Origin of the sequence: Paenibacillus sp. FSL R7-0048, from assembly GCF_038004505.1 — a bacterium.
In the GTDB taxonomy this organism is placed as follows: Bacteria; Bacillota; Bacilli; order Paenibacillales; family Paenibacillaceae; genus Paenibacillus_AQ; species Paenibacillus_AQ odorifer.
The window spans coordinates 2,035,947-2,057,649 of sequence record NZ_JBBORF010000001.1 but is presented as its reverse complement, the minus strand read 5'-3'; the positions used below and the strand labels follow the sequence as shown (position 1 = coordinate 2,057,649).

Annotated in this window: 9 protein-coding genes; 2 read left to right on the top strand and 7 right to left on the bottom strand. The window is 44.6% G+C overall.

From position 1 onward, the window contains the following. Window positions 1–77 precede the first annotated feature (77 nt). Window positions 78–1,241: a sporulation protein YhbH gene (yhbH, locus tag NSQ91_RS08695; protein ID WP_036684553.1), complete on the top strand. Its 1,164-nt coding sequence runs from the start codon at window positions 78–80 to the stop codon at window positions 1,239–1,241. 1,457 nt (window positions 1,242–2,698) lie between these two features. On the opposite strand, the gene NSQ91_RS08690 is transcribed toward yhbH, so the two are convergent. The 6 genes from NSQ91_RS08690 to NSQ91_RS08665 form a co-directional block, all read right to left on the bottom strand. Beyond that, entirely contained in the window at window positions 2,699–4,204 is a 1,506-nt protein-coding gene (locus NSQ91_RS08690; protein ID WP_340917385.1) for an alpha-glucosidase/alpha-galactosidase, read from the bottom strand. Window positions 4,205–4,322: 118 nt separating this feature from the next. Further along, on the bottom strand, window positions 4,323–5,240 hold the full coding sequence (locus tag NSQ91_RS08685; protein ID WP_076279416.1) for an AraC family transcriptional regulator: 918 nt from the start codon (window positions 5,238–5,240) through the stop codon (window positions 4,323–4,325). Window positions 5,241–5,407: 167 nt separating this feature from the next. Then, complete coding sequence (locus tag NSQ91_RS08680; protein WP_081383145.1) at window positions 5,408–7,462, bottom strand: methyl-accepting chemotaxis protein; 2,055 nt, start codon at window positions 7,460–7,462, stop codon at window positions 5,408–5,410. Window positions 7,463–7,559: 97 nt separating this feature from the next. Then, window positions 7,560–8,402 (bottom strand): sugar ABC transporter permease, encoded by an 843-nt coding sequence (locus NSQ91_RS08675; protein ID WP_076126471.1) that lies wholly within the window; start codon window positions 8,400–8,402, stop codon window positions 7,560–7,562. Continuing rightward, a complete protein-coding gene (locus NSQ91_RS08670) occupies window positions 8,399–9,712 on the bottom strand; it encodes a sugar ABC transporter permease (protein WP_036684375.1) in 1,314 nt (437 codons plus the stop codon). Before NSQ91_RS08670 ends, NSQ91_RS08675 begins: the two co-directional genes overlap by 4 nt. Window positions 9,713–9,819: 107 nt before the next feature. Continuing rightward, complete coding sequence (locus tag NSQ91_RS08665; protein ID WP_076303877.1) at window positions 9,820–11,151, bottom strand: sugar ABC transporter substrate-binding protein; 1,332 nt, start codon at window positions 11,149–11,151, stop codon at window positions 9,820–9,822. 819 nt (window positions 11,152–11,970) lie between these two features. Here NSQ91_RS08665 and NSQ91_RS08660 point away from each other — a divergent pair. Continuing rightward, on the top strand, window positions 11,971–13,716 hold the full coding sequence (locus tag NSQ91_RS08660) for an alpha-glycosidase (protein ID WP_076303876.1): 1,746 nt from the start codon (window positions 11,971–11,973) through the stop codon (window positions 13,714–13,716). Between the two features lie 163 nt (window positions 13,717–13,879). Here the strand turns inward: NSQ91_RS08660 and NSQ91_RS08655 are convergent, their stop codons facing one another. Continuing rightward, the gene (locus NSQ91_RS08655) at window positions 13,880–21,664 is read right to left on the bottom strand and encodes a pullulanase (protein ID WP_076303967.1); all 7,785 of its coding nucleotides are present in this window, start codon (window positions 21,662–21,664) and stop codon (window positions 13,880–13,882) included. Window positions 21,665–21,703 lie beyond the last annotated feature (39 nt).

The window sequence follows — 21,703 nt, the reverse complement described above, 5'->3', positions numbered from 1 at the left end:
CTTTGCGGGGGATCCAACTATATACTTTGTAAAAAATTCCCTCAATCAACATTCATATTCCATGGGAGGTGGTCATCCTGTCGCAATCATCCGGTCCCTTTTCCTTCGTAGTCTCAAAAGAAGACTGGTCCCTTCATCGTAAAGGTCATCAGGATCAGGAACGCCATCAGCAAAAGGTCAGAGAAGCCATCAAGGATAATTTGCCTGACCTCGTTACCGAAGAAAATATTATTTTGTCAGGCGGTAAGCAGATTGTGAAGGTTCCGATTCGCAGTCTGGATGAATACCGGATTATTTATAACTTCCGTAAACAGAAGCATGTAGGACAGGGGGACGGGGAAAGTCAGGTTGGCGATGTGCTTGGGCGCGATTCACAATCGGCACAGCCCGGTAAAGGAGAAAAAGCAGGCGATCAGCCGGGCCAAGATACCGTGGAAGCAGAGGTCAATCTGGAAGATCTGGAGGACATTCTGTTTCAGGATATGGAATTGCCTCATCTGAAGCCTAAGAATAAGGAAGAGATCGAGGTCAAATCCATTATTTTTAACGATATTCGTAAAAAAGGGATGATGTCCAACATCGATAAAAAACGTACGCTGCTGGAGAATCTCCGACGCAATGCAAGCAGCGGAAATCCCGGCATTCACAGTATCAGCCCAGATGATCTGCGCTACAAAACATGGGATGATATTAGAACACCTCATTCCAATGCGGTCATTATTGCGATGATGGATACGTCAGGTTCGATGGGTTCATTTGAAAAATACTGCGCCCGCAGCTTCTTCTTCTGGATGACCCGTTTTCTGCGCCGCCAATATGAGAAGGTAGAGATTGTTTTTCTCGCCCACCATACGGAGGCTAAGGAAGTCAGTGAGCATGATTTCTTCACCCGTGGCGAAAGCGGGGGAACGATTTGTTCCTCGGCATATCAGCGAGCGATTGAAATTATCGATAGCCGCTACCCACCTGCGCAGTACAACATTTATCCATTTCACTTCTCCGATGGTGATAATCTCACCTCCGACAACGAACGTTGCGTGAAGCTGATCGGAGAACTGCTGAAACGAAGCAATATGTTCGGCTACGGTGAGGTGAACCAATACAATCGTAGCAGTACCTTGATGTCAGCTTATCGCCATCTGAAACATGAACAATTCATGCATTACGTCATTAAAGACAAAAAAGAAGTGTATCAGGCGCTGAAGACCTTCTTTAGTCCAAAGGGTACGGTTAATTCTTAATCCCCCACTCCAAAACGCGGGTATCCCAAAAGCCAAAAATGGCTGATGGGACATCCGCGTTTTTGGTGTTGCTCCTTCTTGAACAAAACAACAAACTTCGTAAATTGCGTCATCTAAGTTCGCAAGTATCAGGGGATGGGCAAATAGCTTCATCTGGGTCCGTAAGTATCAGGGAATGCGCTGGAAATCCAATTAGGGCAACTGGGGATTCTGGGAGATCGGCGCTTTCGGACACAGATGACCTTATACGTAGCTTTATCGCATATTTGGCTTGCTATCGGACCCCATAGCCGCTATAGGCATGAAAAACACCAAAAACGAGCCTCATTCTGAGCAATAGCTGCACTGGAGTCCGATAATACGCTCCAAAGGCGATAAATTTGCAAATAGGGTCATCTGGGTCCGTAAGTATCGGGGATGCGTCAGAATAGTATGTAGGGCAACTGTAGGATTACTGGGGGGGCGGCGCTTTCGGACACAGATGACCTTATACGTAGCTTTAGCGCATATTTGGCTTGCTATCGGACCCCATAGCTACTATTAGCACGAAAAACACCAAAAAAGAGCCTCTTTCTGAGCAATAGCTGCACTGGAGTCCGATAATACGCTCCAATGGCGATAAATTTGCAAATAGGGTCATCTGGGTCCGCAAGATCAGGGGATGGGCGAATAGCGTCATCTGGGTCCGTAAGATCGAGGGATGGGCGAATAGCGTCACCTAGGTCCGTAAGTATCAGGGAATGCGCTGGAAATCCAATTAGGGCAACTGAGGGATTACTGGGGGGCGGCGCTTTCGGACACAGATGACCTTATACGTAGCTTTAGCGCATATTTGGCTTGCTATCGGACCCCATATACTATTAGCACGAAAAACACCAAAAACGAGCCTCATTCTGAGCAATAGCTGCACTGGGGTCCGATAATACGCTCCAAAGGCGATAAATTGCTAAATAGCGTCATCTAGGTCCGCAAGTATCGAGGGATGGACAAATAGCGTCATCTGGGTCCGTAAGATCGAGGGATGGGCAAATAGCGTCATCTAGGCCCGCAAGTACCGGGGTATGGGCGAATAGCGTCATATGGGACCGCAAGTATCGGGGATGGGCAAATTGCTCATCTGAGTCCGTAAGTATCGAGGAATGCGTCAGTATAGTATGTAGGGCAACTGTGTGGGATTACTGTAGCCCTCGGCGCTACGGTATAGATAAAAAAATAAGCCAGTGAAATTAAACTAACTTTCTTTTTTCAGTTACATAATAACTCCTACTATAAACCTAATTTCACAATTTGGATCGGTACCGATAAACTTGTACTCCCCACCCATGTCAGCTTGTTTTCGTAAGCTATGACTGCTGTTTTGTTTTTCCCCTCTTAGACTTCCATCCTAAAAAAACCTCCAATCCCAAACTCTGGAATGTGGAGGTTATTTATAGTTAAAAAGCTTTCAATGCTACACCTTATTGAACCTTCTCTCTATCCTTGCCTTTATCAGACTCACCAGCATTTTTGTTCGCTGCTTCCCGGTCCTGCATCATCTCATCCACCGTCTTCACCTTCAGGCGAGCAGCGCCCTCGTTGTTAGCGTTCGTTGGGATAAGCTCTCCTGAAGCCAAATGTTCCTTGGCTTTAGCAATAGCTTCGCTGTATTGAGGCAGCCACTGTTCCCCTGCGACGAGCATCTCATCGACCATCTGCCAGACTTCTTTTGGATTACATACAGCACCAACGAGTGGATCCATCATAAATGCCTGACGTAACAGCTTATCATCGCCGTGTACAGCTGCTTCAACCGCCAGACGTTGCACTGAAATGCTCACGTTACATACGGCGGCAGGACCCAGCGGCAATTCACCTACCAATGGCATGGAGATCCCGTTCCGGTCTACATATCCCGGTGCTTCGATGATGGCATCATCTGGCAGATTAGAGATTACGCCATTGTTCACTGTATTAAAGTGCCCCCGGTACACTCGTCCCGTTTCCAATCCTTCTATAATATAAGAGCCGTGCTCTTCCCCGCGATTCTCCTTCGTATACTCCAATGCCGGGTCTTTCATCCAGTTTGGAAAATCGGTCTCGAACCAATTCCGACCTTCCGTGCAGACACGCAGATAACCGCCTGTTTCTCCGTTAATCCAGCTCCCAAGATCGATCCAATCCATAATTTCATCACTGCGTTTACGGTACCATGGCACGTACTCACTTAAGTGTCCATTGGATTCTGTACTATAGTAGCCAAAGCGACGAAGCATATCGATGCGCACTTTTTCCGTACGGCTGAATTCCGGATGTTTCTCAAAAGCCTCTAAAAGACCTTCGGTCAGATCCTTCCCCTCATGACTTGCTGAAATATACCAGGTCTGGTGATTGATGCCCGCACAGATAATATCAACTTCGGATTTCTTAAGACCATACACATCCGCAATTTGTTGGTGCCCATGCTGTACACCATGACATAGACCGATGGTCCGAACACCACCATATTTATTGCAGGCCCAGGTCAGCATAGCCATCGGATTCGAATAGTTAAGCAAAAGTACATCCGGTGCTGCCATCTCCCTAATATCACGGCAAATATTCAGCATCTCCGCAATTCCGCGTTGCCCGTACATGATGCCACCCGCACACAGAGTATCTCCCACACACTGATCCACTCCGTATTTTAAGGGAATGTCCACATCCGTAGCAAAGGCTTCAAGCCCACCCATCCGAATAGTACAAAATACGTACTTGGCATCCTTCAGTGCTTCTCTGCGATCCGTTGTCGCCTGAATTTGTATATTTAAACCATTCTCCTTAATATCACGCTGGCATAGCTCCGTGACCATCTCCAGATTGTGGCTGTTAATATCCATAAATGAGACTTCGATATTTTTAAATTCCGGTACAGTTAGTAAGTCCCGCAACAATCCACGGGTAAATCCAATGCTGCCTGCCCCTATAAAAGACACTTTAAATGACATGGTTATCATCCTCCGGTAATGAATTGGTTGTTCCTGTCCATTGTAGCAAGGGACCTTAGGAAAGCGTAACCAATATCATGACCTCTTTTGAAAGAAGGTGTCAAAAATCCTAACCTATCTACTGAAAATCATGCTCTTCATAACTCCAGGCGTGACGCTCAATGGAATTGCGGAATTCTACAGGTGTGCAATCGGCGTATTTTTTAAAAAGAAGGTGAAAATATTGCCTGCTGCTAATTCCTACGTAATCTGCAATTTCAGCAATCGGGATGTCGCTCTGCCCAAGCAGCATCTTCGCTTTCTCCATTCGCAACATGTTCAAGTAATCGCTGAGCGTCCGACCCGTATGGCTCTTAAAAATTCGATGCAAATATCCGGGATGCAGATTAACTGCGGCAGCGATGTCCTTAACCTGAATGTTCTGGTCATAGTTCTGATGCAGGAATTCAATGCTCCGCCGCACATAAAGCTGCGAGGGCTGTTGGCTGGTATGAAGCTGCTCTTGCCGAAGTCTGGATAACCGCAACAGAAGCTCACAAAATAATAAATCAACCATACTTCCACCCTTTCCGCCGCTCTGATCAAGCTCTAACACAAGTCCCTTTAGAACATGATAGATTTCCTCCGGATCAGGCATTACTAAACTGGAAAAAGGAAGCTGCAGCATTTCTGCGAGCGCCGTTTCTTCACGGGCTAGCTTGCCGACAGAGGGTGCAACCCCTCTATATTCCATGAACCCAAATTCCACATTTAGCATCCGACAAGGTGCCCCCTCTTCAACAATCAGCCTATGCGGAACATTCGCGTCTAAAATGATCAATTCTCCCCGCTTCAGCCGAACTCTCTCTTCTCCTCCTGAGCTTGGGCGGACATCTACGATACAACTTCCTGAGATCAAATACATGATTTCCGTTGAATTATGCTGATGGTAAGACATATTGTAGTTATTCCACTGTTTATAATAGTAAGCAAAAAAATGAGGACTATAATCTCCCTCGATTAAAACCTGCTGAAAAAGACTCCCGCTGGGGCTCAGATTTAAGTTCGTCAATGGATCACTACTTTCTTCATTTATTACTTAATACAAGTGTATCTCTTTAGCCACTTCGAAGACAAGATAACGTCCGATAGCAATCAAATCAACAAAAACGAGCAACTCTCCATTATATTGGAAAATTGCCCGTCTCTATTAGAATAATATTGTCATACTTGAAAAGAAACCAAAGAGTGCTTAAGATCGGCTGCCAAACCCTCCAGCTTTTCCGATAGGGCAACCAATTCCTCACTAACCGTGAATTGCTGAGATGACATAGAAGCTACCTCCTCCGTCGAAGCAGTGGTTTGCTGGACGATGGAGCTTACGCTGGCCATGGATTCACCGAGTTGACGCTGGAACTCAATCAGTTCGAGGACAGAAGCAGAAGATTCACTAATATGTCTCATGAAATGTTCCATTTCCTCTTTGACACTCGCGAATATCGTTGACGACTCTCTTACAGAAGAGATTTGTTCACGGAACTTAGGAGCGGCTTCATTGATATCCTTAACGGTGTTCTCGATATGTAGACCAATCTCTTCCGTGATCTTGGAGACCGATTGAATCGATTCATTCGACTGGTTAGCGAGCTGCCTAATTTCATCAGCAATCACTATGAACCCTCTACCTGCCGCACCTGCTCTAACTGCTTCTATGGTAGCATTTAGTGCCAAAATATTGGTCTGCTTATTCACAGCAATCATAGGGCTGAGTATACTGCGAATTAAATGAGTGCTTTCTCTGAGCTTAGTAGAATTATCTTGAATTCGATTGATCATCTCTACCGTAGACTCACTCTGCTCTACCAGCAGTTTCATCAGCTCTGTACCTTGATTGCTAACCTCAATGACCCGTTCTGCTGAATGGTCCATCACTGTATTTATTTCCGTCACTTCACTCATTTTGTTGCCGATAATCTCAACATTGTGATAACTACGTTCGGCTTCAACAGCGAGGCTGGCTGACCCCGCTGCAATCTCACCGGTAGCGGTCGCAACCTCTCTGGCATGGAGGGAGATTGTACTTGATGCTTGTACTAATTGTTCCGAAGTAAGGAGGACCTCATCTGCCGAATTCCCGCTCTGCCTTGCAAGTAAGGAGATCTGCTCCATCATTTTGTTGAAGCTTTGACCCAAGCGGCCAATCTCATCTTTGCCCTTGAAATTGGTTCGTACCTGCAGGTTCCCACGCTCTCCTTCCTCCATCAAGATTGCCAGCTTACCCAGCGGGCGCCCTACCAATCGAACAAGAATATAACCAATTAGTAGTGCTATTAAGGCTGCCGCCAGCACCACAGAAAATGTGATATATAAAAGCTTGTCCGCAGACTTAGTAAAATCACTGACAGGAGCATACCCCATAAGCATCCACTTGGCAGTCGCCAGGGGCTGGTATACAACAAGCTGAGAACTTCCGTTCTCATCCTCCGCTGTAAATGAATGATTTTGCTCTTTCCCTTGTTCTTCTGAAACTTTTATGTAAGAGGGTTGACCCAGCTTGGCATGATCCGCACCATACACAATGCTGCCATCCGCACTCAAGATACGAATTTCACCGGTCATCCCAATCTGAAGGTTAGACAGCATTTCAGTCATGGCCTTCCCTTTCACTTCGATTAGCATGTAATACTCCGCTTCGGGATGTAAAAGATTACGTAGCAATCTCCCCATAGTTAAGGAGGGCTCAGTATAAGCATCAAAAAAGCCTTTCTCACGAACGGGAAACCAGACTGGCTCTCCTTTAGCTGCGGCAATTTGCTCTAATCTTGCGGAAATGCCTTCATCACTACGAATCCCACTTATACCAGCAGACTTATAAGATTCTGAGTCTACCAAGCTCTTGGATACCAGCCTGACGCCATACATCCGCTCATCAGACCCTTTTACCAAGTCCAGCTTTCTGCGAATCCGATCTTCAGCACCGGCTTTGGCCACAGTTGTAAGCTCGCCGCTATTTATTTTTTCTAAATCACCCTTTAACACAGAGTCGAGTGCAAACTGCCTTGATAGTGCCTCATACTCTGCCAGCACAAAATCCAGCTTGTCCGCTGCCTGAACTACAGATTGTGTGGAGGCTGCAGCAACCTCATTCGTAATGATATTTTTAGCGGCAAAATAGGAAGTCAATCCTAGCACGGAGGATAAGAGAACTATAGAACTAAATAAAATAACGAACAGTTTAACTCCAACAGATTTAAAATATAGAGTCCAGGACTTTTTCATTAAGTTCACTCCCCATGACGAAATAAGGGTACAGCCCTCCATTTCTGTATAAAGGCTGTACCCTGATCATTTATTAGCATGAAGCGAGCGAATGGGTTTACCCCTTACTAGCTCCTGCTGTCAAGCCATCTACTAGCAGACGTTGCAAGAATACAAACAAAATCATAATTGGAATGGAGATCAAAACCGCACCCGCAGAGAACAAGGTAAAGTTAGTGTTTTGATTGGTGTTAACCATATCCCACATCCCCACTGCCACTGTCCAGTTCTCCTTAGTCCGCAGAATGAGTCTCGCAAAAATGAAGTCCACCCATGGTCCAACAAACTGAGTCAGCGCCATATATGTGATCATAGGACGTGACAAAGGTAAGATGATTCGCATAAATATTCCGAAATTGCTCGCCCCGTCAATACGAGCGGCCTCATCCAAGGAACGAGGAATCGTATCGAGGAAACCTTTGGCGATAAAGGTCCCTCCCAGCGGCGCCCCGGCCGCATAAACGATAATTAACGCAATATGTGTATCCAGCAAATTAAACTCTTTAAGCAGCATATAAATAGCGATCATACTCATAAAACCAGGGAACATACCAAGAATCAATACGGTGGATAACGCTGTTTTACGCGCTTTAAACCGGAATCTGGATACGGCATAACTGGTTAACAAAGTAAGAACTACCCCGATAAGCATCGAGAACACAGCTATTTTCAAGGTATTGGCATACCAAGTCCCAAACATATAGCTGGGTGATGTGAACAATTCTCTGTAATGTGATAAAGTGAATTGCTCGGGAATAAACGTTTTGCTGTACAATGATTTACCAGGTCGGAAAGAAGCTAAAAGAATCCAAAGGGCAGGATAGAGTGCAGCTATCGACAAAGCAATCAAGATAATATAACTACCTGCTAAGCGAATAAAGTTCGCGACTTTTCTGCTCATTGGATCATATCCTCCTCTTTAAATGACTTCGTCCGGCGGTAATTGTACAGGGAGAATGAAGCGACAATGATAAAGATAATAATCCCTATTGCCGAAGCCATGTTGTTTTTATTCTGATCTAGCGTTAATTTGTATAACCAGGTTACTAGCAAGTCCGTAGAACCGGCATATTGATAGTCACCATTTACCGGACTACCACCAGTTAATAGGAAGATCGCGTTAAAGTTGTTGATGTTACCTGCAAACTGCGTAATCAAGGTCGGTGCTGTAGAGAACAATACCATCGGCAACGTTACGATACGGAACTTCTGATAACCCGATGCTCCATCCACCTCAGCAGCTTCATACATATCCCGTGGGATAGTAGTCAGAACGCCCATGATAAGCAGCATAGAAACAGGAATACCTACCCACATATTAACGATAATTACGGTAACCTTAGCCCAGAATGGGTCAGTCAGCCACGGTAAACCATCCAATCCAAAATACCCCATGTATTGATTGATAGGCCCGAATTGACCGTTAAATAAGTTGCGCATGAGCAGAAGCGAGATTAACTGTGGCACCGCGTAAGGCACAATCAGAATTACTCTCCACATTCCTTTGAAGCGAATGCCCTTCTGACTCACCAGCAAAGCGACCAACAGTCCTCCGAAGTATGTAGTAATGGTTGAAAGAACTGCCCATATAATTGTCCATGTTAATACACCATAAAAAGTGTGGCTCCATGTCTTAAGGACCAATAAATTACGAAAGGTCTGAAATCCAACCCAGTCCACCAATTTGGCGGGTGGAAGATGATCAGGTGCGGAATAGTTCGTAAAGGCCAACAGGATCATGAAGATAATTGGCATAATCGTAAAGAATAGAACACCAATGCCCGGCAAGACTAGAAACGCTTGAGCAAACTTGTAATCCAGGATATAACGAACACTTTGTTTAAAAGTGTTTGCCTGAAGACCGTTATCACGTTTTTCTCCAATCTTGTAAGCATCTCTGATATTCAAATACCAGGCGATAATCAATAGAATAAGAATAAGGATGGTGATCAAGCTTTGGATCATGATATAAATCGAGTGATCACCGGTAACCATCTTGGCGATCCCCTTCACTTTAACCAGACGACTCGGATTCTCTCCTAGTGTTACGATGCCCCATAAAGAGTTGGCAAGGTTCTCAATAAAATAAAAAACGGCTACAGCTTCTACGGCTAAATATAATATTCCTTTAACGAATTGGCGGTTATATATTTGTCCCAATCCCATAAAAATCGTCGACAGTATTGCGGCCCTCGTGCGATGTCGTTGCATTTCGCTTCCGTTCTCCTCTCCGAGTGAAAATAAGAAGCTGCCAGCCGCTAAACATGCGGCGGGCAGCTTGATTCACTGTATGCTGTTAAGACAGTGAATTATGATCCTTATTGGGATGCACTGTTATTCAAATCTTTGATTTGTTGTACAGCTTTGTCCATTGCTGCTTTTGGATCCCCATTTTTATCCCAAATTTCTGGAAGGGCAGCATTTACTGGGCTCCATACGTTACCCATTTCAGGAATAGAAGGCATCGGTTGGGAGTTCTTAGCTTGTTCTGCAAAAACAGAGACATATGGATCGCTAGAGATCTGTGGATCAAGAAGCGCCTCGTTGTTTGTAGGAACCGAACCAATCGTTTTGTTCAGTAACAGCTGAGCGTCTTTGCTTGAAGCAAAATTCGCATACAATTTAGCAGCATTCGGATATTGAGTAAACGAGTTAACTGCGAAAATTTTAATACCAGAGAATGTAATTGCTGTTTTGCCATTCACTGTAGGGATTGGAGCAATACCAAGGTTGTCACCAAGAGCTTCTTTGTATCCTCCAAGCTCCCATGGACCTGTGATATCCATAGCTACATCACCAGAGTTGAACAAGCTGCGTTTGATATCACTGTTGATATCACCACTCTTAATTGGCAATGCTTCCTTCAGTTTCACAAATTCTTTAAGTCCTGCAATTGCGCCATCGTTAGCAAGACCGATATCATCTTTATCCGTACCATCCTTACCGAAGAGGTATCCGCCATCGGAAGCGATAAACATGTAGTTGAAGTACAAGTTTCCTACTTCCCACATAATCCCATATCTATTTTTCGATTTATCCGTGAATGTTTTGCTGAATGCAAGAACATCATCAAATGATTTAGGTGCTTCTTTAACAAGCGATTTATTGTAGAACAATGCATAAGTTTCTGCTGCTCTTGGGTAACCATACAATTCGCCTTCGTACGAAGATCCGATAATCGAAGCTTCAGTATTGTTAGCTTTTGTTTCTTCACCGAAGACATCGTTAGGAAGAACCAAGCTCGCGCTTGCCGCTTTACCTAAGTTATCGTGAGGGATAAGAATAACGTCTGCCGCTAATCCTGAAGGACCATCTTGAGTAAGTTTAGTTACTTGATCTGGTGGTGCCAATTCTTCAACCTTGACTGGAACGTTATATTTTGCTGTGAACTGTTTAGCAATCTCATCTGCAAAAGGTCTTTCTTCTTTACTTTCCCATACCACTAGAGTTGCGCCATCTTCAGGTACAATTTCATCTGTTGCTGCTGCATCTGTGCTCGCTGGCGCTGCAGTCTCTGTAGTAGCATTATTAGTTGCTTTTGCTGCGTTGTTGCCCCCGTTATTCGTACTGTTGTTGTTCGAACCGCATGCTGTAACGGACAGAGCCATTGAGAAAGCTGCGGTGATAACCATCATTTTTTTCAATTTCATTACTTTAACCCCTCCCAATTTTTAAAAACGTAAGATGGAAAATAGTAGTGCTGCAATCTGCGCAAACGATTTCAGAAAGGCTAAAAAAAAAGTTCTTCTTTTAGCTTGCTCCTTCTGTATCTGCATTTCACAGGTAAGAAAGCGCTTCATTCATGAGTACATCATACAACAGTAACGATTGTTTTTAAAAACGTTTGCATATACTGTATTGGGTCATTTTCCATTATTTGATATACATTATAGGCATATATCTCCATTTTTCACATGATATCTTTTAATTAGTCGATAATTCATGTGTTTATTATTGGAATATCTATTTTATTTGCCCCTAATATGCCACATTTTCTCTATTTCAAGAGATTTCTCATAATTTGCCCTTCACAATGCTCGTTTACTTTAGTGAAATTTAGTGCAATGGTTTGAACAAGAGTATTGAAAGCCCTTTTATTCCATGCTATAATCCAAAACATTAAGAGGCTGTCCAGCATGAAGCACAACATCCCTTGTCTGCCTCCTGTTCTATATAATTAAAAGGCAATGTTACTTATCAAAGGTACAACCTCGGGCAAGCTACTTCGCGGTGGTTGTGCCTCTTTGTTATGTGCTACTCTGCTACTGATTTAGTGCATGTTGCATAAAAAACTGTGCAACCAATAACAATAGCGACATTCTACATTCCACGCGCTCTGTGGAGTATCGTCCGGGAATAGTTTATGCTTTCGAGGAAGTAACGCTAACAAAACTTAGCGTATGCTTTCGAGGTGGTTTTGCCGAAGTGTTCGAGGAAGTAACGCTAACAAAACTTTAGGAGGATTTATCATGTTACTGGAAGCAGTGTATCATCGTCCGCGGTTAAATTGGTCTTATGCCTATAATGAAAGTACGATTCACCTGCGTCTACGCGCTAAAAAAGGGGATTTAACCGAAGTGTTCGCCTTTGCTGGAGATAAATATGCTTGGGATACCACAAAAGAGCTAATTCCCATGACCCTCTTCACCTCCGATGCTATGTTTGACTATTGGGAATGTGCTTCAGTACCTCTCTACCGCCGCTTGAAATACGGCTTCTTACTTCAAAAAGATAACGAACGAATTTGGATGACCGAAAGTGACTTTCAAACGGTGCGGCCGGAAAACCCAAACAAGCTGTTCGAATTCCCTTTCATTAACCGCGTTGATGTATTTGCTCCGCCTGCCTGGGTAAAGGACGCTGTTTTTTATCAGATCTTCCCAGAACGCTTTGCAAATGGCGACCCAAGCCTTGATCCGGAAAATGTTCAGCCATGGGGCTCCGAACCAACACCAACAAATTTTTTTGGCGGCGACCTGCAAGGGGTTATTGATCATTTAGATCATCTTAACGAGCTTGGGATCACTGCTATTTATTTCACACCTATCTTTGATGCAACTACTAATCACAAATACGATACAGAAGACTATATGAAAGTCGATCCGCATTTTGGAGATATTGAGACTTTAAAAAAGCTCGTCGATAGCTGCCATAAACGTGGGATTCGTGTCCTGCTAGATGCCGTATTCAATCATTCTGGCAGAACCTTTGCTCCTTTTGTAGATGTTCAAGAAAAAGGAGAGGCTTCCGCCTTTAAAGATTGGTTCCATATTCGCAAGTTTCCGCTTCAGATTGAAAACGGTGTCCCTACTTATGACACCTTTGCTTTTGAACCGCTAATGCCAAAGCTAAACACAGAACACCCTGAAGTTAAACAATACTTACTGAAAGTCGCAGAATACTGGATCAAAGAAGTCGGGATCGATGGCTGGCGTCTGGACGTTGCCAATGAAGTGGATCATGATTTCTGGCGGGAATTCCGCAAGGTGGTTAAACGTGCTAATCCTGAGGCCTACATATTGGGGGAAATCTGGCATGAATCTGCACCTTGGCTGGAAGGCGATAAATTTGATGCCGTTATGAACTATCCTTTCACTGACGCCGTCCTTGACTTCTTTGTGAATGGCACTCTTGATGCTGAAGGATTCGCCAATTCCATTGGTAAACAGTTATCACGCTACCCGCTGCAGGCTAGTGAAGTTGCTTTTAATCTGCTGGACAGCCACGATACTCCACGACTGCTTACGCTGGCTGCTGGAGACAAAAACAAGATGCGATTAGCGGCACTGTTCCAATTCACCTTTATGGGCACTCCCTGCATCTATTACGGTGACGAGATCGGCATGGACGGTGAAGGTGACCCTGGTTGCCGCAAATGCATGGAGTGGAACCCTGAAAAGCAGGATCGAGAGCTCTTCGAGTTCTATCGTCAGCTTATTAAAATACGCAACGACCACCCTGCTCTCCGCACAGGTACATTTACCTTCCTGGAGGCAGGACAACAAGGCAGCAAACTAGCCTATGAGCGCCGGCTGGATCTGCAGACGATTGTGGTACTAATCAACAGTGAAGAGACCGCTCAGACCTTCCGTATTGACGTAGACGAGCGGGATTGGGAGAACTTGTTTACAGGCGAAACACTGCGCACAGAACGCAGCAAGCTGATCGTGAAGATGCCAGCCTATGGATTCGCTATACTAAAGGCAATCATCTAAAAGACTTCTTTTCTTCCCACTGCTCAGCCATACAGCATAACAAAACAGGGTATCTCGCAAGCGATAATCGCTTCGGGATACCCTGTTTTCTTTTGGAGCATACTAAAATGCTAACCGCTGCTCAAACTAAGGGGTGCCAGAATTCAGCACACCTTAGTTTAGCCTACTTGCTCAGCAGCGTATAAATAACCTGTGCGCTTTCTGCGCGGGTCATCCATGCTTTTGGAGCGAATCGATTGTTCTCTCGGCCTTGCAGGAGTCCTAAGTCTGCTGCAGTCTTCACATAGGCTTCCGCCCACTTGCTAATACTTGAAGCGTCAGTAAAGGCCGTAGAGGCTGCTACAGGTTCAAGCTTCTTACCAGACTTCACTTCAAGTGCGCGGATCGCCATAACAGCCATTTCCTCACGGGTAATTGATGCATTTGGCGCAAAAATATTATTACTCCGTCCACTAACAATACCCAGCTTAGTAGCTGTGGCTACATATGAGGCATACCATGCATCTGACCTGATGTCAGTAAACAGGACCTGCCCTTCCGCTTTTAAGCCAAGTGCACGTACTAGTAGTGCTGTAAATTCCGCACGGCTAACATTACTTTTCGGATCAAACTCAGAGGTAGTGACCCCTGACACAATTTGTTTGGCGGCAAGTGATTGAATCGCCTTAAATGCCCAATAGGTTGCAGGAACATCTTTGAACGACTTATCGATTTCAAGCACAGCATACTTACTGAAATGTGTGACTTGTGCCGTGATCACCTCTCCATTCAGCTGTCCTCCCACGTACTCTAACCCGCCATTATCACTTAAATAATAGATTCCGATTAAGTCCTTGTTGAATTGCCCTTTAATCTTGAATGAGATCGTAATCGGCTCATCGAACTGCTTAATTACAATCCGAGTACCGTCTTTCATCAGCACGCTAAGTCTGAATTCAAATACATCGGAAAGAGAGCTAACATGAGCACTGTCTTTGTTTAAACCGTCTACTATGGCTTTCGCAGCAGACTGCGCCAGTGGATTCAGTTCAAGCAAGATTTGGGCACCTACCCCATCAATACTTGAAGCTAAACTTGGCATTGTACTTAAAAGCAGGCTAGGGATAGTAACTAACAGATCTCCCATTTTAAACACAAGATCATTAGTTCCTAGTATTTGTGCAGCTTGTAAAGGTAAGCGTACCGCTGTCTTACCGGCAACAACATCAATTTGCACCTTGCCGTCTTTACCATTCTTCAAGCTATCCTCATTCACAACCTGAGTATCCGCTGGCGGTGTAGGGCTAGGGTTAACAACAACTCCAGAAGTTGGTGCCGCTGTGGCTTCTGGCGTTGGTGTCACCTCAGGCGACGGTGTTACTTCTGGTGTCGGCGTCGGCGTTGGTGTCGGCGTCGGCGTTGGTGTCGGCGTCGGCGTCGGCGTCGATGTTGGTGTTGGTGTCACCTCAGGCGACGGTGTTACTTCTGGTGTCGGCGTTGGCGTTGGTGTCGGTGTCGGCGTTGGCGTTGGTGTCGGTGTCGGTGTCGGCGTCGGCGTTGGTGTTGGTGTCGGCGTTGGTGTCGGTATAACATCCGATACTTCCGCCAAAATAACCGTGCCTCCATCATCTATGCCTGGCAGATCAATATTTACCTTTTGATCTTCGGAAACCATGTATGTTTTACCGCTATATTCATCGGTTACCGATGAATTGGCAGCAAACGGTACTGGAATCGTTACAGAATTCTCACTAGTTTTAGTATTGATTACCGTCACTACGTTCTCATCTTCATAAGATTTGTTGAAAGCTAAATAACCTGAATCATCTGAACCTGCGAGCTTCGTGCGCGCACCTTTGGAATACACTTTGGAGTACTTCGCACGGATATTCAACAGCTTTTGATAATGGTCATGTAGTGGCTTCTCTGCCGTCAATTGATCCCAAGGCATATCCTTACGGTTCTCACTGAATTGACCTTCAGACATATTTCCAGCATTGCTTCCGGAATTCCCCAGTTCTTCTCCGTAGTATATTACCGGCTGTCCTTTGGCGGTAATTTGCAGAGCTGCAGCAATCTTCAGCTTGCCTTTATCGCCTCCCACGTAATCAGACAAGAAACCATTCTCATCGTGACTGCTCAGGAATTGAGCCATCATCTTCGTATTGTCGATCTTTAATTCACGTTCCTGCAGATAAGCATCCACACTGTTTACCTTACCATTTGCAAAATCTCTGGCTGCATCTTTAAATCCAAAATCAAGCAGACCATCCATCTGGCTAGTTTCGAGCATTCCACCATTGTTATCAATGGTTCCACCGAAGTATTCGCCGGTCATTTTGAAGTTTGGATCAATCGCTGTCAGTGCATTTTTAAAGGCTTTCCAAGTCGTATCGTCCACGTGCTTGACTGTATCCACACGGAAATAATCAATCGTGTCTCCACGTTCCGTACGTGCGTTGTCTAACCAGCCTGTTTGCCAAGCGATAATTTTTTCACGAACGGCTGGATCTTCCGTCTTGAAATCTGGCAGGAAAGCAAGCTCACCCTTAATTGGATCTGTATCTGCGGATACACCATCCGTGCGCAGCATCCCTTCGAAACGTGCTTTATCCTCAGCTGTAATTGTCGGATAGGTATCCTCAGCTTTCAGACCGTAACCCGTATGATTGAGTACAACGTCAACCATGATCTTGATCCCTTTGTCATGCGCCTTTTCGATCAGCTCCTTGAAGGTTGCCATATCGCCAAGATGCTCGTCGAGCTTGGTAAAATCTTTTGCCCAATACCCATGGTATCCATATTGTTCGCTGCCAAAGTCAACGCCTTTGTTAAAATCAATATTATCTACGATTGGCGTGATCCATAACGTGTTAATTCCTAGCTCTTGCAAATAATCGAGATTGTCGATCATCCCTCGGAAATCTCCACCATGATAAGCTTCCAGATGATCTTTATTTACATTCTCATTATTCGTTGGGTCACCGTCTTTAAACCGGTCTGTAAGCGCGAAATAAATCCGGGCCTCATCCCAATCAAAATCCAGCTTATCCCCTGTATAGGTTCTTGCTTTTACCTCAAGTGTAGCCTTTTCCTTATGTGCATTGCCGTATTGGTCTACGAGCGTAATCGGAATATCCTTGATGCCCGCTGACACCGTGTCTTTCACAGCAACCGTTTGTTTCAAGAGTTCCGTATCCAGCTTAACTTTGCTAGGTCCTCCAAGATTGGTTAAATCCATATATGCTTCAGAGTAAGTTACTTCTTCCGAAGAGGAAGCGTTGATGCTTACAACAGCATTCTGATTGGATGTGACTGCCTCTGGACTTACGGATGCCGTAATCGTAACGACAGGTTGATGATAATCAATAACAGATTCATCATTCACCGTATTCTTTGGATCTGTAATTTCGGTAGTGACGCCATCTTTAGTAATCAAGAAAGTATATTTATACATACCTTCTTTTAAATCAGCCAGTGTATAAGTGAACCACTCGTTAGCCGGATCATAGATCATTGGATACGAAGTGCCGTTCACTTTTACTTTAGCAGCTGTTATTGCGTCCATATTTCCATTACGGAACAAAGCGTCGTCGCGGTATCTGAAAGTAATCGTTCCATCTTTTAAAATAGGGCCGCTAATACTTGGTTTGATATCAAGCTCTTTAACCATACTGGTTACATACACTTTAGTGAACGGTTCACCAGGGGTCAACGGTATGACACGATCGTCCGGGTAGTCTTGTTTTCCCGTGTTCCAATCCGTACCTTTGCGCAGGACAAATCCAACGCTTGTTGCATTCTCCGCAACCTCAATCAGAACGCTCGCTGTGCCATTCTTAAAGGTTGTGAAATCAATCTGGTCATTTTTAGCTCCAGTGTTCCAAACCCAGATATTCCAATCCTTATAGTCCTTATCGCTACGGGTATAAGTGAATTGAACATATCGTTTGTCAGTAACTTTAACGGTGACGGTTGTGGAAACACCCTCATAAGAGATAGTAAGGGTTGCCGTTCCTAGCCCAACCGCTTTGACTAGACCTTTATCAGTTACTGTAGCCACTTCAGGTTTATTGGAAAGGTAAGTAGCCTTCTTAGTAACATTACTTCTGCTATTGTCATCATATTTCGCAAAAACAGCGGTTTGATGCGTATTTCCTGCTGCCAGCGTGTAGCTTGCACTATCTGTTTCCAAAGAGGTAAGCGTAACTGGTGCAGCTTCCTTTTGAATAATCACAGCCGTCAAAGGCTCTAATGTAATTGAATTTGCTGTCAAAATAAAACCTGTCTGCTGCGCAGCCGGTATCGCTGTAACACCAGCTTCATCGTTGTCCACAAGCACTTGACCACCCGTCAAATCCTCAGATAAGGTCAGTTTTCTAGTTGTGCTGTCACCATTCATGAAGACATAATAGATGCCAGTACCATCTGTTGCTTTGTTGGAATAACCGATGACAAGATCGTTATCCTTCATTTCTGGAGCAGGGATCAGGTTAATGTTAGAGTCAACCAAATCCTTATCGCCCAATCGGAAGGCATCCGTTGATTTTCTTAGCTCCATCAGACCCGACGTATATTTTCTTGTCGTGTTCTGTACTGGGAATTTAGATTCATCCGTTGCTTTGGTCCAATCAAACATGTTAACTGCATCCGATGAATCGTAAGAATCATGAATGAAATAGCCAAACGATTGGTTGTTATTGTCGAACATCTCTGTGAATTTATCCTCAGGATCCGTTGTGCCCTTCCACTGCTTAGTCCGCCCATATTCCTGACCGGCATGGATGAAGGCTGTACCTTGAGAAGTTAATACGAGCATATTTCCTAATCTGATCCGCTGCTGAATTTCCAGCTCATTCTCAGCAATATCCGGATCCTTCTTGATCGATTGTGCTATGACATCATGAAGTGTCAGATTATCATGAGCTTCGATATATGGGACGATATCACCCGGATCATCTGCTGGTGTATTCGAAGGTTGAGCTTTGATATTGTCCAGGATTGTAGCGATCGGACGTGCTCCACCGGTAATAAATCTAGGCTGACCTTCAGAACCATAACCAGACTTCAATTCATTACGGAATTCATCGGAGAAAACACCGACACTATCCGTTTTGTCCATCCAATCCTGATCTGCACCTTGCCCAGCGAGAGAAGGATCAGCCGCAGCGCCGCCGAATGTTCTCCAGCCTTCACCAATAAAGAGTGCCTTCGGATTCACTGCTGCCGCGGCATCATAAGCATGCTGAACAGCATCAGCTGTCGCATCGCCCATCATATCCCAGCGCATTCCATCAATCTTATACTCTTCAAACCAGTATTTTACCGAATCAACCATAAGCTTCTCAGCCATTTTATGGTTGGTGGCTAAATTGTTGCCGAACCCCCCGATAAAGTTGCCGTTTGCATCTTGGAAGGCATAATAATTAGGTACGATGTCGTTTAAAAATTCTTTTTTAGCCATGTGAGTATACACTACGTCCAGAACGACACCCATTCCAGCTTCATGCACGGCATCAATCAAACCTTTTAATTCTTTAATCCGCTCTTCTGGATCGGCAGGATTCTGTGAATAAGCCCCGTCCGGAGAGAAATAGCTGTGAGGATCATACCCCCAGTTGTATTCATTGTTTTTTGCGGAATACTCTGGCTCTCTAGTCCCCATCTTCGTCTCATCCCCGTAATACCAAGCCATCACAGGAAGCAACTGAACATGCGTTACACCAAGAGATTTAATATAATCAAGTTTCTTTTCAAAAGCGCTATAAGAACCCCATCTTTCCCCACTCAGACTATCCTCGATCGATACATCTGACGTAAAATCTCTCACGTGGACTTCGTAGATGATGGCGTCCTCACGTTTTTCGTAGCCTTTTATATCAGCATACCCAAAGGTATCAGGGTTCGTCTGGCTTAAATCAACGATAGCCGCTTTGCCCACTGTATCCCCGCCGGCACCAGCAGCACCTGTGGTATCAACAGTGAATACCGCCATTGATTTAGCATAAGGATCAAGGACCTTATGGGTTACACCGTCATTCGTTACTTCGTATTGATAAAAGAAGCCCCTTACATCTGTTGCCGCTGTGCCTGTCAAATCAGCTGGCTTCAGCTGGACTGACCAAACCCCTTGCTCGCCGAGTGTTAAAGCAACACTACCCACTTGCACGTTAGAGTCATTCTTATCGTAAAGATTTACAACGACTCCGCTTGCTTTAGGTGCCCATAATTTCAATGTGGCTGTTTTGTCAGCATTATACGTAGCTCCAAGATCGTCTCCTGTATAATTGTACATTTCATCAAGCATTCTCCAGCCACTTGCGGCGGAGACTGTTTTACCTGAATAAGTAACGCTAAGCGGAACTTTTTCCAAATCAAAAGCTTCTGTATCCACTTCGATTGAAGTTTTGCTTGTAAGGGTTACCGCAGTAATCGGGACTGCAGCACCCTCTTTATCCTTAACTGTAATTGCTGTCTTTAAGGCAGCTGGATCCAAACCGTCAGTCAGTGTGAAGCCGAGAAGGATTTTGCTCGTCGACAACACCTCTGCGGATACTAAGCCAATTGGTGTCTCTCCAAACGGAGAAACATAAACATTGTTGTCTCCTTCTTTAACCCATAGCTGATTGTATCGATCCAGCAGGCTAAAGGTTTTATTGTCACCGTCCTTATCACCGTTCGAAGGTTTCATCACAATAAAGCCGATTTTCTTCGCGTTCTCAATAAGTGGAACATCAACATATGCACCATAACGATCTGTTTGATCTGCCACAAAAGGAGTGGCACCAGACGGCCAATTTTCGGATGGGGCTACGACGTCATCCCACAGCCAAAGTCCGTATTGATCATGATTTGTATCAGCTCTGGTATAGTGAATTCGCACTATATTAGGAGCAAGTGCAACTGGTTCATACGGTGTTACATCATTTGACCCTTGCTTGATCCAAATTTCATTCGTCTCAGGCGTGTTAATGGCAAAGAGTTTATCGCCTTCATCCTTAGCCTGAGTGACTCGGTTTACCACAAGGAACGAAATTTTCTTAGCTCCATCCTTCACTGGCACGTCAACATAAGCACCATAAGAATCAATTTGCCCTTCAGGAAATGGAGTTGCCCCTGTTGGCCAATTTGCGGAAGGGGATTGAACATCATCCCATGTCCATAATCCCTGATTTTCATAGTCACCAGCTGTCCGAGTGTAGTGAATACGGATGTGTCCAGCCGGAACAGGGGTAACCTCAACAGGTTCAGAAGGAATTTTATATTCGGCTGTCACACTGCCATCCAGTGGATTAAATTTAAAGGTAACCGGCAGATCTGAAGGAAGACTCAGATTATTAGCAGTTTCGGGATACAATTGATCCCCGGCTTCACCGTCTCCTGGAACAGAAACTTGGTAGGTGTAATCTCCCTTAGGAAGGGTAGCCACCGTACTGTAAACATCATCAAAATCAGGATCAGATAATGTAGTAAGTGCTTCTGCCGGCAGGTTTCCTGTCAATCTTGGTAGTTTAGCGGAAGCAATCGGTGTGTAATACGTGGAATCAGCTATTTTATGAGTCAAGTCATTATAATAAAAGATTACGGCAGTCTCTGTTTCCAGCTTGATATGGATATTCTCCCCATCATTGGTCCCCTGAGGATTGGTGTAACTTGTGAATCCATAATTCTCATCCCATAAATCATTTAGAGTAACCTTGTAGTTATATTCTCCTGCTGGCAGAGTGCCTGTAAAAGAATATAGGCCATTATCTGAATAGGTCATTTGGGTAACTACTGATGTCTCATCCCAATCCTTACCCGGCGCTTCCGCACCTGTCGATGTAAATTTAGACTGCAGATCCCCAACCAATACAACCTTCGTCGTTGCTGCTTTAACATTAACAGGATGTAGTCCAAGACCAGAGAACACGAGAGCAATGATCATAAAGATCGCAAATGCCCTCTTCCCCCATAAAGTTATTTTCATTTTTGCAAAACCTCCCATAATTATGAATTCCCTTTTTGC